Source organism: Lactococcus sp. (assembly GCF_036648155.1).
Lineage (GTDB): Bacteria > Bacillota > Bacilli > Lactobacillales > Streptococcaceae > Lactococcus > Lactococcus cremoris.
On record NZ_JAVXIY010000014.1, the window covers coordinates 20,222 to 32,798 of the forward strand.

General features: G+C 35.4%; 11 protein-coding genes. 9 read left to right on the forward strand and 2 right to left on the reverse strand.

What is annotated here, in order from left to right; genetic code table 11:
* Positions 1 to 27 precede the first annotated feature (27 nt).
* The 5 genes from RSC39_RS11550 (at position 28) to RSC39_RS11570 (ending at position 3,129) form a co-directional block, all read left to right on the forward strand.
* Positions 28 to 423, forward strand: coding sequence for a hypothetical protein (locus RSC39_RS11550; RefSeq protein ID WP_332537341.1), 396 nt, complete (start codon positions 28 to 30; stop codon positions 421 to 423).
* Positions 420 to 1,619: a hypothetical protein gene (locus tag RSC39_RS11555; RefSeq protein ID WP_332537343.1), complete on the forward strand. Its 1,200-nt coding sequence runs from the start codon at positions 420 to 422 to the stop codon at positions 1,617 to 1,619. The genes RSC39_RS11550 and RSC39_RS11555 overlap by 4 nt, the downstream gene beginning before the upstream one ends.
* A gap of 94 nt (positions 1,620 to 1,713) precedes the next feature.
* Positions 1,714 to 2,439, forward strand: a complete 726-nt coding sequence (locus RSC39_RS11560) for a radical SAM protein (RefSeq protein WP_332537345.1) — start codon at positions 1,714 to 1,716, stop codon at positions 2,437 to 2,439.
* Positions 2,436 to 2,645 (forward strand): hypothetical protein, encoded by a 210-nt coding sequence (locus tag RSC39_RS11565; RefSeq protein ID WP_332537347.1) that lies wholly within the window; start codon positions 2,436 to 2,438, stop codon positions 2,643 to 2,645. The genes RSC39_RS11560 and RSC39_RS11565 overlap by 4 nt, the downstream gene beginning before the upstream one ends.
* Positions 2,632 to 3,129: a nitroreductase family protein gene (locus RSC39_RS11570; protein ID WP_011836071.1), complete on the forward strand. Its 498-nt coding sequence runs from the start codon at positions 2,632 to 2,634 to the stop codon at positions 3,127 to 3,129. The genes RSC39_RS11565 and RSC39_RS11570 overlap by 14 nt, the downstream gene beginning before the upstream one ends.
* Before the next feature lie 337 nt (positions 3,130 to 3,466).
* Here the strand turns inward: RSC39_RS11570 and adhE are convergent, their stop codons facing one another.
* Both adhE and RSC39_RS11580 read right to left on the reverse strand, forming a co-directional pair.
* The gene (gene adhE / locus RSC39_RS11575; RefSeq protein WP_332537349.1) at positions 3,467 to 6,178 is read right to left on the reverse strand and encodes a bifunctional acetaldehyde-CoA/alcohol dehydrogenase; all 2,712 of its coding nucleotides are present in this window, start codon (positions 6,176 to 6,178) and stop codon (positions 3,467 to 3,469) included.
* A 255-nt stretch (positions 6,179 to 6,433) separates the two neighbouring features.
* Positions 6,434 to 7,459: a lactonase family protein gene (locus RSC39_RS11580; protein ID WP_011836068.1), complete on the reverse strand. Its 1,026-nt coding sequence runs from the start codon at positions 7,457 to 7,459 to the stop codon at positions 6,434 to 6,436.
* A 394-nt stretch (positions 7,460 to 7,853) separates the two neighbouring features.
* On the opposite strand from RSC39_RS11580, the gene rpsB reads away from it, so the two are divergent.
* The 4 genes from rpsB to RSC39_RS11600 all read left to right on the forward strand — a co-directional run bounded on the left by rpsB (position 7,854) and on the right by RSC39_RS11600 (position 12,460).
* The gene (gene rpsB / locus RSC39_RS11585) at positions 7,854 to 8,621 is read left to right on the forward strand and encodes a 30S ribosomal protein S2 (RefSeq protein ID WP_011836067.1); all 768 of its coding nucleotides are present in this window, start codon (positions 7,854 to 7,856) and stop codon (positions 8,619 to 8,621) included.
* Positions 8,622 to 8,742: 121 nt separating this feature from the next.
* Complete coding sequence (tsf, locus tag RSC39_RS11590; protein ID WP_332537350.1) at positions 8,743 to 9,771, forward strand: translation elongation factor Ts; 1,029 nt, start codon at positions 8,743 to 8,745, stop codon at positions 9,769 to 9,771.
* 202 nt (positions 9,772 to 9,973) lie between these two features.
* Positions 9,974 to 11,704, forward strand: a complete 1,731-nt coding sequence (ezrA, locus tag RSC39_RS11595; RefSeq protein WP_332537351.1) for a septation ring formation regulator EzrA — start codon at positions 9,974 to 9,976, stop codon at positions 11,702 to 11,704.
* Between the two features lie 264 nt (positions 11,705 to 11,968).
* Positions 11,969 to 12,460 (forward strand): sigma-70 family RNA polymerase sigma factor, encoded by a 492-nt coding sequence (locus tag RSC39_RS11600; protein WP_063281955.1) that lies wholly within the window; start codon positions 11,969 to 11,971, stop codon positions 12,458 to 12,460.
* The last annotated feature ends 117 nt before the right edge of the window (positions 12,461 to 12,577 follow it).

Consider the following 12,577-nt stretch of genomic DNA (forward strand, 5'->3'; position numbering starts at 1 on the left):
ATGTGTGCCACATTAGGATGTAGAGAATTGCGATTAATGCCGTTTATGCCCATGGGAACGGGATTATTAGAAAAAGAGCTCCTATTCATGGATTATGAAAGTTTAGTTCGAGCGTGCTCAGATTTAAAGATACCAGATAATTTAATTGTCACGACATATCTAAAAGAAGAAAATACCGTTGAAACTTTAGGTTGTGGTGCTGGAACAGCTGCCTGCGTTATAAATAGTGACTTGACACTTTCAGCCTGTCCTGTAGTATCTCAAACCCAAAAATCTATTGAAAAATTAGGTAACGATGGTTCAAGTTTTGATTACATATGGGAAACAAGTTCGATTTTTAATATATGGAGAGCGGGAAAATATCGAAAATCAACCTCGTGTAACTTATGTCCGCTGTTTGAGGAATGTGGGGGTTACCAATGACTCAATTTTTCAATGGTCAGAAAATTTTATTCATAAATAGAATACTTTTTGATGATGCATTTATAACGGTTGTAGAGGTTATATTTTTCAGTGTGTATTTAAAGCTTTCTTTTTCAGATTTTTCAAGTATTATGGGCTTATGTTTGTTAATTTCGTTGTTAGTTCAGATTCCAACAGGTTACTTATCCGATAAATTCGATAGGAAATTAATGTTAGTATTAGGAAATGGTGCGGAAATTGTGTGTCTTATAACTTTACTTTTTCTTCCTAGTTTGATAAAAGGCTCTTTATTTATTCCAGTTTTAATCATAGAAATTATAAGAACAGGCATGTTGGCTTTAGCGAGTGGTAATTTTGAAGTGTTAATATTTAATATGTTTAAGAGGGAAGGAAAAGCTGAAAAAGATTTTATGGAGAAATCCGCCTCATATTTTTCCATAGGAGCGATTATAGCAGCAATTTCTGGATTTATTTCTACGGTTTTATTTTCCTATTTAGTGATTTTGCCACTTATATTAGATTTATCGATAAAAATCATCAAATTATTATCTGCTATTTTCATGTGTTCTGAAGCTAGACATAAAGAAATGACAAAAATAAAAATGAAAGTAAAGTCCTTAAATTATAAATTGTTATTTCTCTTGTTCTCGCTTGCACTTCTATTTTGTATTTCAAGGGGGACATTCTCTTTATATCAACCGGTTATGACTTCATTAGGTATTCCTCTTTATTATTATGGCCTACTTATTATGATAGTGAACCTATCGATATTCGTTCTTTTGAGAGTTTTGAAAAAGAAAGTATCGCTGTTCAAATTTTCAGCATTACTTCTTGTTTCTTTTGCGGTTCTTACTTTTCAAGGGGTATTGGTAATTGAACATTTTATACCAGGAAATCTTTTTCGTTTTTTGATTGTAGCGATAATATTTTCAAGTATGCAGATTATCAGACTATTTTCAGAAGGTCTCTCCTCTTATTTTATCAACACCTCGATTAAGGATAGAAACGATAAAACAACTGTTTTTTCTCTTTATTCTACGATAGCCCAGCTTTTACTATCTGCTTCTTTCTTCTTAATGGGAGTTGTTCAAGGGGGAGTTAATAACTATTTGATGACCTATTTATATATTAGTGCAATTTTTGGACTAATTATTATAGCTTTAGGTATCCTTGGAAAGGGGAAAAAATATGTTTAGAGATGACGAACTTTTTTTACCAATTAAGGTGTATATATATTTAACTAATCATTGTCATTACGAATGTGATTACTGCTTCCTTAAATAAATGAAGATGTTAAATACAAAGGAGATCTCAAAAGAGGATTTAGAAAAAATAGCTTATTATTTAGAAAAATATAAAGTACCCTTAGTTGCTATTTGTGGGGGAGACCCAATTCTACACCCAAGTCTTATTAATTTTGTCCAATTACTATCAGAACATAAGAATTATCCAATTATAGCGACTAATGCAGTTGATGTATCCTATGAGTATTTGTATCAGTTAAAATCAGCAGGGGTTCGATATTTACAGATAGGCATTGATAGTTTGCGATATTCAAAATTGGATAACTACAAAGAAAACGGGCGTCTTAGAAAAGTTGAAAAAACTGTAAAATATTTAAAAGAATTGGGGATATTATATGGTTTTGCAACTTGTATCACTCGGAAAAACATTGGAGAGCTTAGTAAAATTGCGACTTATGCTAAAGAAGCAGGAGCCGAACTGTTGAAACTTTCAACTTATGATGGAGAAAATCAAGTATATAAATTAACGGAAATTCAAAAAGAAGAGTTAAAAATCTTTGTAAAACAATATAATACTGATGGGATTTATATTCGCTATTCGCCAGTTCAAGAAACATTAAATTATGTATCGGAATATCCCTCCCTGACAATATATGCAAACGGGGATCTAGCAATTGAAGAAACAGGAGATGTTATTGGGAACATTTCCACTTCTGAACCAGCTGTAGAATATAAAAAATATATATTAGAAAAATGGAGAACAAACAAATGAAGTATAGATTAAACCCATTATTTACGCTCAGAAAAACAGATAAAGCGGTCTTCAATTTCTCAAGGGCGGAATTAACACAATTCAACGATACAGGTTTTGATATTTTATTGGCAGTTCTTGAACAAGAAAGTGATAGAGAGTGGACAGATGAGGAAGATGAATTCCTGAAAGAGTTAATCAAGGAGAAAATCGTTGAAGAATCTTGAAGAGCTTATTCAACTAAGAAAATCAAATAAATTTCATAATATTGGTGTAAATGTTGAAAGTGTAATAGAAATAGTAAAAAAATCCTACTATAATTTTGAGAAACATAGCGTTCCTTCTGCCGGAGCTATATATGGTTTGAAAGTTTTACTTTTTTATAAGAACAATAAAAAAATATTTAACTCTAAAGGGGAGATAAGTACAGAGAAATTCGAGATAAATCAAATTAAAAAAACTTGTTTTTATGATGATAAATATTTTTCTTCAAGTTCAATTCTTATTGCTGTGACATATGATTACGATAAATATTTTGGCAAATATGGTAATTGTGGGATAAGGTATGCTTCAATCGAATGTGGTGCTTTTCTGCAAAATTTTCAACTACTACTTTCAGAAAAAGATATATACGGTTGTCCATTAGGCTTCGTAGATAATGATGCTCTGTTGGGAATAGAAGAACCCCTAATTTATTTTATTATTAATTAATCTTTGATAAGATATCCGAAGTTTAGGATTCTTATATAACTATTTGGGCTCAAAATAGTACCATAATAAGGAGGAATTTTCATGAACAAAGAAACTGTGAAAGATGTTCGCAAAGAACATAAAGAAAAACCAGAATTTAAAACAATTTCATTATTAGCATGCATGAACTCGACTTCTATCGCTAATTAATTATTGATTTTTATATAAATATAAATCAATGGAGTGAAAAGAGCCTATATCGAAATTGATTTATACCTTTTGATAGTTGTATAAGCTATAATAAAAAACGCTCTGACGAATTCATCAGAGCGTTTTAATTATTTTTATCAATAGATTATTAGTATTGGTCTAACAAGAGTTGTTTAATCTCATCAATTCTTGGTTGACGTGGATTAGCAGGTGTACATTGGTCATCGTAAACAAGGTCAGCCAATTTATCAAGCTCACGTTCAAGATGAGCTTTATCTACACCATTTCCTGAAAGGGTGATATTAATATCAATGCTATCAGTCAATTTTTTAAGTTCAGCAACCAAAGCTTTGACCGCTTTTTCATCTGAATCTTCTTTGCCAGCAAATCCCATGAAGCGTGAAATTTCAGCGTAGTCTTCTTGCGCACGATAAGTTTCATAACGTGGGTAAGGGGTACGTTTAACGTTTCCTGTTACAGCGTTAAATTTAATGACATGTGGCATAGCGATAGCAATGGCAAGACCATGAGGAAGTCCAAATTCACCACCAATTTTATGAGCAAGTGAGTGGTTAATACCAAGGAAAGCATTGGCGAAGGCCATACCAGCGAGTGTTGCAGCATTGTGCATGTTTTCGCGAGCTTTTTGACCTTCTTTGGTTGGATGAGCTGGGTCATAGTGATAAGACTCAGTCAAGTTTTCAAAGATAAGTTTGATGGCTTGAAGTGAAATTGGTTTTGTATAGTCAGAAGACATGACAGAAACATAAGATTCAAGCGCGTGTGACATGGCATCAATACCAGACCAAGAAACAGTACGTTTTGGTACAGTCATAACAAACTCGGGGTCAACAATGGCAACTTGTGGTGTCAGTTGGTAATCAGCAAGTGGATATTTAACGTGAGTTTCATCATCAGTGATAACCGCAAATGGAGTCACTTCAGAACCAGTACCAGAAGTAGTAGGGATAGCAACCATTTGTGCTTTGTGTGGGTGGTAGAATTTGATAATACGTTTACGAATATCAACAAATTTTTGAGCTAACTCTTGGAAGAGCTCTTTCAAACTTGCGTCATCGGAAAGGTCAGCCTCACCACGAGCATCATATTCATAAATCAAACGACCAATCTTACCAGCATCAAGGGCAGAACCACCACCAAGACAGATGACAGTGTCAGGTTCAAATTGTTTCATTTGACGAGCGATTGCAATGGCTTCACTCAAAGTTGGGTCAGGTTGGACTGAGCCATAAATGCTTGTTTCAACTTGAGTTGGGCGGATAGCAAGTTGTTCCAAAACTTTATCAACGAAACCGAATTTAACCATACCAGGGTCGGCAACAATGAAAGCTTTGTGGACGTGTGGCAATTCTTGTAAGTAAGAAATTGCATTTTTTTCGTAGTAAATTTCTTTTGGCAAACGAACCCATTGAGGGCGATTACGACGTTTAGCCACTGTTTTAACATTCAATAGATCGTATGTACTCAAATTGTGTGAAAGTGAATTTTTCCCCCATGAACCAGTTCCGAGCGTCAGTGATGGACGCATTGCATCAGTATAAATATCTCCGACCCCACCGATAGAGTCAGGTTGGTTAACGAGGATACGAGAAGCTTCGACTTTAATTCCGTATTCTTTGACAAATGGGTCGTCCATTGCACCGATTTGAATGGCAGCGTTGTGACCAGCTCCTTGGTAAGCAAGTAAGCTACGGACAATTTCAATTCCTTCTTCACGTGTTTCTGATTTGTAGATTGAAAGCAAAGGAGAAAGTTTTTCAGAAGAAAGAGCTTCCCCAATATTTTTCTTATCAAGTTCAAAAAGAAGAACATCTTTATCTTTAGGGACGTTAACACCAGCTTGTTCAGCAATCCATTGACCAGAACGACCAGCAACAGGACCAGTTACACCAAAACCTTCACCAGCACGTTCAACGAAAACAAAACTTTCAATTGCCTTGTAATCTTTTTTAGGAACCATATAAGCGCCTTGTGCTTGCATTTTAGCGACAAATTCATCATAGATTGATGCATCAATAACTGCAGAGTTTTCAGTCGCACAAATCATTCCGTTATCAAAACGTTTTGAAAGCAAGAGATCTTCAACAGCACGATCGATATTTGCAGTTGCATCAACGTACACTGCACCGTTACCAGCACCTACACCAAGTGAAGGATTACCAGACTTAAGCGCAGCATTGACCATACCTGGACCACCAGTTGCAAGAATTGTAGCAATTCCTCTATTTTGAATCAAAGCAGTCGTCATATCAAGACTGGGTACTTCAATCCATTGAATGAAGTCTTCAGGTGCACCAGCTTCAATCGCAGCATCATAAACAATTTTAGCTGCATGGCTTGAGCATTTTTGTGCTTGTGGGTGAAAGGCAAAGACAATAGCATTACGAGTCTTTGCAGCCAATAAAGATTTAAAGATGGCTGTTGATGTTGGATTAGTTGTTGGGACAATACCAGCAAGTACTCCAAGGGGGCTTGCGATTTCAACAGAACCAGCAACTTTGTTTTCAGCGATAACGCCAACTGTTTTATCATTTTTGATTGCATTATAAACAGATTCAGAAGCAAAATGGTTTTTTGTATCTTTGTCCTCAACAACTCCACGGCCAGTTTCATTAACGGCTTCGTGAGCGAGTTCCAGAGAATGTTTGCTTGCTGCAAGAGCCATTGCAGCAACAATAGTATCAACTTGAGTTTGTGTGTATCCTTCAAATTTAAGAACTGCAGCTTGAGCTTTTTTGACTAATTGATCAGTATAAGCGACAGCTTCTTGGAATTTTGCGACTTTTTCTTCAGCGCTTAAAACTTTCTTTGCAGCTGGAGCGGCTTTTTTAGTTGCCATATGTGTACGTTCTCCTTTGTGATTTCGTTCACTTTCTTTTACGTGAATAGTTTAACAAAGTTTTTTAAAGAAGTCAAGCGATATTGTGATGAAATTTACAAAAAAACTCATCAAACTTTTAGAAATCGCTTTATAAGTAAGGGTTTCAGACAAAAAAATATTGCCAAATCCTTTTAAAGATTTGGCAATATTTTTTTGTCTGATTTAGTAAAACTTTGTGAAAAAACAAAAGCAAGATTTACTAAAGTTTAGTTTTTACAAAGGTAAAACACAAGTAATTTCAGGAGCGTAAAAGTCTTTTTGTTCTAACGTTAATGACCCTGTATTTTTATCTCTCAAGAAAAGAGTTAAATTATCAGATTCTTGATGAGCGACAATGATATAATCTTCGGTTTTATTAAAATTAAAATCGCGTGGAATATGACCTTCAGTCTTTGTCCAACCAATAGATTCTAATTTTGTTCCGAGAGGACTTACCTTGTAAATTGCTAAAGAGTCGTGACCACGATTAGAAGCATAGAGGAACTTACCATCAGAAGAAATTCGAATAGCAGCTACCCCATTGGCTCCGTGATAGTCTTCAGGTAAAGTACTGATTGTTTGAAGACGAGCGAATCGTCCTTTTTCTTCATTATAGCTTAGAACTTCAATAGTTGAATTTAATTCTCCGACGAGATAAGCAATTTTTCCATTAGGATGGAAGCTGATGTGACGAGCTCCCATTCCTTTTTCGGCACGATAAATCGTAACGATATTGAGTTTACCTTCACCAATAACATCGTAAACAGTCACTTCATCTGTACCTAAATCACAAGTAACAAGACGACCATCTGGAGTTAAATCAGAGTAATGGACATGAGAACTTGCTTGCTCAGGTCGAGGACCAGAACCATTATGTTTAACTGTATCGGTTAATCTAAGGGAACCATCAGCTTGAATTTTGTACACACGAACTTCACCCAAGTGATAGTTAGCACCATAAACGAGTTGACGTGCTTCATCAACAGCCACATAACACAAAGGGGCTCCAGTACTCGTTACATTCCCTAGGTGAGTTGTATTTTGACCATCAAAATCAAAGGCAGCAATTCCACCACCATTTCCATCAGCAGCACAAGTGTAGAGGTGCCCTTTTTGATCAAGAGTGATATAAGTTGGATTTTGAACCGCTGCAACTTCAGTTAAAGCCGACAATTCAGCTTTCTTGCTATCTAATAGAACACTGTAAACGCCTTTGGATACACGTTTAGTATAACCGCCTAAAAGGATTTTTTCTTTCATATTTATCTCCTCACAAACTATTTTATTTACTATAATTATTTTATCACAAAAAAAGCGTTTTCAGCAAAAATATTAATTTTATTCTTAGAAAAAGATGTAAAAAACTCCCTTAAGGGGATTATATAGGCAAAAATATTCGTTAAATTTGTCAGACAACATTGAGATATAAAAAACAGAATAAAAAGAAAGTGGAGTAGGAGAGCTTTCTTTTACTCATATTGATAAAAGAAATAAATGAATAGATGCTTGCAAAAGTAGCTTAAACAATGTATAATGAAAGAGTTGCTATGCAACCATCTCGCATTTCGTCTCGACAAAGTCGTAGTGTACGCAAGTATTGCGGCTGCGGATGACAGATGAAAGAGGAAAAACTATTTTAAAAGGAGACATTAACATGTCAGTTATTTCAATGAAACAACTTCTTGAAGCTGGTGTTCACTTCGGTCACCAAACTCGTCGTTGGAACCCTAAAATGAAACCATACATCTTCACAGAACGTAATGGTATCCACGTTATTGACCTTCAAAAAACTGTAAAACTTGTTGACGATGCTTACAACTATGTAAAAAACGCTTCACAAGAAGGCGCAGTAGTTCTTTTTGTTGGTACTAAAAAACAAGCTGCTGAAGCAGTAAAAGAAGAAGCTCTCCGCGCTGGTCAATACTACGTAAACCACCGTTGGTTGGGTGGTATGCTCACTAACTGGAATACAATCCAAACACGTGTGACACGCCTTAAAGAAATCAACAAAATGGAAGAAGAAGGAACTTTCGAAGTATTACCTAAGAAAGAAGTAGTTCTTCTTAACAAAGAACGCGAACGCCTTGAAAAATTCATCGGTGGTATCGCTGATATGCCTCGTATTCCAGATGTTATGTACATCGTTGACCCACATGCTGAACAAATCGCAGTAAAAGAAGCTAAAACTTTGGGGATCCCAGTTGTAGCAATGGTTGATACAAATGCAGATCCAGAACCAATCGACGTAGTTATTCCTGCAAATGATGATGCTATCCGTGCTGTTAAATTGATTACAGCTAAAATGGCAGATGCTATCATTGAAGGACGTCAAGGTGAAGATGCAGCGGAAGATTTCGTTGCAGAAGAAGCAGCTTCAGAAGAATCACTTGAAGAACTTGCTGAAATCGTTGAAGGTAAATAATTTTAACTTCAACTTATACTAAATTAAGTAACTACAACAGGCGAGGCCTTACGCCTCACCTGTTTTTTTAAATAAAACTACTGTCAATATTGACAGAATAAACACATAGGAGATTTACAAAATGGCAGTAACAGCAGCTCAAGTAAAAGAATTACGTGAAAAAACTGGTGCAGGAATTATGGACGCTAAACGTGCGCTCGTAGAAACTGACGGAAATATGGAAGCAGCAGCAGAACTTCTTCGTGAAAAAGGAATCGCTAAAGCAGCTAAAAAAGCTGACCGCGTTGCCGCTGAAGGACTTACAGGAATTGCTGTAAATGGAAATGTTGCAGCACTTGTTGAGTTGAATTCAGAAACAGACTTTGTTGCGAAAAATGACCAATTTGTTGCTTTGGTTAAAGAAACTGCAGAACTTCTTGCAGCTAGCAAACCAGCAAACAATGAAGAAGCGTTGGCTATCAAAACAGCTTCAGGCGTAACTCTTGAACAAGAACTTGTTCAAGCAACTGCAACAATCGGAGAAAAAATCACTTTCCGTCGTTTTGTAGTAATTGAAAAAACTGATGAGCAACACTTTGGTGCATACCAACATAATGGTGGTAAAATTGGGGTTATTTCAGTTATCGAAGGCGCTGACGAAACACTTGCTAAACAAGTATCAATGCACATTGCCGCTATGAACCCAACAGTTCTTTCTGCTGATGAACTTGATTCAGAATTTGTAAAAGCTGAATTAGCACAAATGAACCACAAAATTGATGAAGACAACGCTAGCCGTGTACTCGTTAACAAACCAGAACTTCCACATCATGAATATGGTTCTAAGAGCCAATTGACAGAAGAAGTTCTTGCAGCAGCAAAAGCTTCATTTGAAGAAGAACTTAAAGCTGAAGGCAAACCAGAAAAAATCTGGGACAAAATCCTTCCAGGTAAAATGGCTAAATTTATCGTTGACAACACAAAAGTTGACCAACAATTTGCTCTTCTTGCACAACTTTACATCATGGATGATAGCAAAACTGTTGAAGCTTTCCTTGAATCTAAAGGTGCTAAAGCAATTGCATTCACGCGTTTTGAAGTTGGTGAAGGAATTGAAAAAGCTGAAACAGACTTCGCAGCTGAAGTTGAAGCAGCAAAAGCAGGACTTTAATTTAATAAAAGACAACCTATACAGTGGTTGTTTTTTTATTTGAAAAATAAAAATAGATTTTCGACTAGAAAACTAAGAAAATAGTATATTTCTTTGACGCAATATGCTATAATTATATTTGAGATTTTCTATTTAATTAAAATCTATATAATCTAAGTAATTAAACTATTTCAAGTAATTAAATCATTTTATGGAGTAAAGCATGTCAAGTACTGTCATTATCCTCATTGTTGTCCTATTAGTTATTCTCGTAGCCTTCTACGTTTTTGCGATATTAATGCGAAAGAAAACGGAGGATCGTATATTAGCCCTTGAAGAACGGAAGGAATCCCTTTTCGATTTACCCGTTCAAGAAGAGATTGATTCTGTTAAGAAAATGCATCTTGTTGGACAATCTCAAACAATTTTTCGCGAATGGAATCAGAAATGGCTTGATCTATCATCGAATTCTTTTGCTGATCTGGAAGAACACATTTTTGAAGCTGAACAATTAAATGACTCATTTCATTTTTTCCGCGCTCGGGAATCTGTAGCAGATAGTGAAGCGCAGATTGATTTGATGGAAGGAGATGTTGAAGGAATTCGCCAAGGTGTTGCCCAACTTGTTGAGCAAGAAAAACGAAATTCAAACAAGATCCAAGAGTCTCTTGATTTGTATGATAGTCTACGCAGTGATATTGCTGACAATGCGGATTTGTATGGGACTGTCATCACTGAACTTGAAAAACATCTTGCTAATATTGAGACAGAGTTCTCTCAATTTGTAACGTTGAACTCAACTGGTGACCCGATTGAAGCAGCTGAAGTTTTAGAAACAGCCGAAGAGCATACAATTGCCTTGCGTGCGATAACTGAGCAAATCCCATCATTCATTAAAACAATTGAAAAAGATGTGCCAAAACGTCTGGAAGAATTACAAGAAGCAAGCGATAAGTTTGTTGCAGAAGATTATATTCTCCCAGAAAACGTTGACCTCAAAGAGAGAATGGATAATTTACAACTCCATCTTGAAGAAAGCAGATCACTTTTAGAGCAATTTGAACTTGACCGGGTTGAAGCGGAGCTTGGCTTGATTCAAGAACAAGTAGAAGAGCTCTATTCTATTTTTGAAAGAGAATATACTGCACGTCGAAATGTCGAAAAACGTTCATCGGTTCTTAAAGAATATATTGAACATATTAGAGTGAATAACAAAAATCTTCTTCTTGAAATTGATCATGTGACTCAAGCTTACATCCTTTCAGGAAATGAAAAAGGTTATGTGAGAGGATATCAAGAACATTTAGAGTCATTGGATGCAGATGTTGATGAAATTATCTCAAACATTGAAGCTAAAGCAATTCCTTATTCAAGCCTTTCACGTCGCGTGAACTCTGTTGTCAATGCTTTAGAAGATATTGAAAAAAATCAAATCAAAATTAGCGAGACTCTTTCAGGACTCAGAGATGAAGAAAGAGCAGCACAAGAAATTGCAGAACGTTTTGATTCTGAACTTCGTACTATTAAACGTTATGTTGAAAAATGTAATTTGCCAGGACTTCCTAAAGATTATCTTGATTTATTCTTTATGACCGGAGATCGAGTGCAAAATCTTTTCAAAGAGTTGGGACGTGTAAGAATTAATATTGATACAATTAACCATCTTGTTGATGTGAGTACCGAAGATATGCATGTTTTGAAAGAAGCAACAACTAATTTGACAGACCATGCAGTATTGGCAGAACAACTTATTCAATATGCTAATCGTTATAAAGCGTCTAATGAACAAGTTGCACAAGGCATTTCAAAAGCACTTCAACTTTTTGAAAACAGTCGCGATTATGATGGTTCATTCGATGAAATTTCTAAGACTTTAGAAATAGTTGAACCTGGTGCCGCTTCAAGAATTTCCGGAGTTTATTTCAAAAATAAACCTACGCCAGATTATTTATAAAAAGCAAGGATTGATTTCCTTGCTTTTTTTATTTTATTTTTAAAAAAATAGTTTGATAATTTCAGAATTTTCTGTATAATGATGTTAGGTAAAACAAATAAAAATTATTATAATGAAACATAAAGATATATTCATGTCTTGGAAAGGGCAAAAATGAAGATTCAACATTATAATAGAATTCCCCCCTGACGGCTTATTAGACAGTCATTCTCCTCCATAATTTCTTTAATCACTTATAATAAATTATGAAAAAGAGGAATATCAATGACATATTACATGGAAGAAAATGAATTCGAAGGTTTATTTTCTGGAATGAAACCAATCATCAGAAAATTGATGAAACAAATTCGAATCAAAGCATGGGACATAGAGGATTATTATCAAGAAGGAATGATTATTTTGCATCACCTTTTAGAAGAAAATCACCCATCCACTAATATTTATACAAAGTTCAAAGTAAAATATCATCAACGTTTGATTGATGAACTACGCCATAGCTACGCCAAAAAACGGCTTCATGACCATTTTGTAGGTTTAGACATTTATGAATGTTCGGACTGGATAGATGCAGGAGGAAGTACCCCTGAAAGCGAGCTTGTGTTCAATCATCTTTTAGCAGAAGTTTATGAAGGATTGAGCGCCCACTATCAGGAATTACTTGTGCGTCAAATGAGAGGAGAAGAACTCACGCGAATGGAACGCTATCGGCTACGAGAAAAAATCAAAAATATACTATTTTCTCGAGATGATGATTAAAAAGAGCTCCCTTATCTTTGATAGGGGAGCTCTTTTTTTAAAAAATAATAAGAAAAGGCCCAAGCGAGTGATAGCTTAAGTTAAAACGGATACAGAAGCAGGTTAAAACGAACAAAA

Coding starts and splice junctions, on each gene's coding strand:
- RSC39_RS11600 (WP_063281955.1), top strand. CDS start 11,969: ATGACATATTACATGGAAGAAAATGAATTCGAAGGTTTATTTTCTGGA.
- rpsB (WP_011836067.1), top strand. CDS start 7,854: ATGTCAGTTATTTCAATGAAACAACTTCTTGAAGCTGGTGTTCACTTC.
- adhE (WP_332537349.1), bottom strand. CDS start 6,178: ATGGCAACTAAAAAAGCCGCTCCAGCTGCAAAGAAAGTTTTAAGCGCT.
- RSC39_RS11560 (WP_332537345.1), top strand. CDS start 1,714: ATGTTAAATACAAAGGAGATCTCAAAAGAGGATTTAGAAAAAATAGCT.
- tsf (WP_332537350.1), top strand. CDS start 8,743: ATGGCAGTAACAGCAGCTCAAGTAAAAGAATTACGTGAAAAAACTGGT.
- RSC39_RS11565 (WP_332537347.1), top strand. CDS start 2,436: ATGAAGTATAGATTAAACCCATTATTTACGCTCAGAAAAACAGATAAA.
- RSC39_RS11580 (WP_011836068.1), bottom strand. CDS start 7,459: ATGAAAGAAAAAATCCTTTTAGGCGGTTATACTAAACGTGTATCCAAA.
- RSC39_RS11555 (WP_332537343.1), top strand. CDS start 420: ATGACTCAATTTTTCAATGGTCAGAAAATTTTATTCATAAATAGAATA.
- ezrA (WP_332537351.1), top strand. CDS start 9,974: ATGTCAAGTACTGTCATTATCCTCATTGTTGTCCTATTAGTTATTCTC.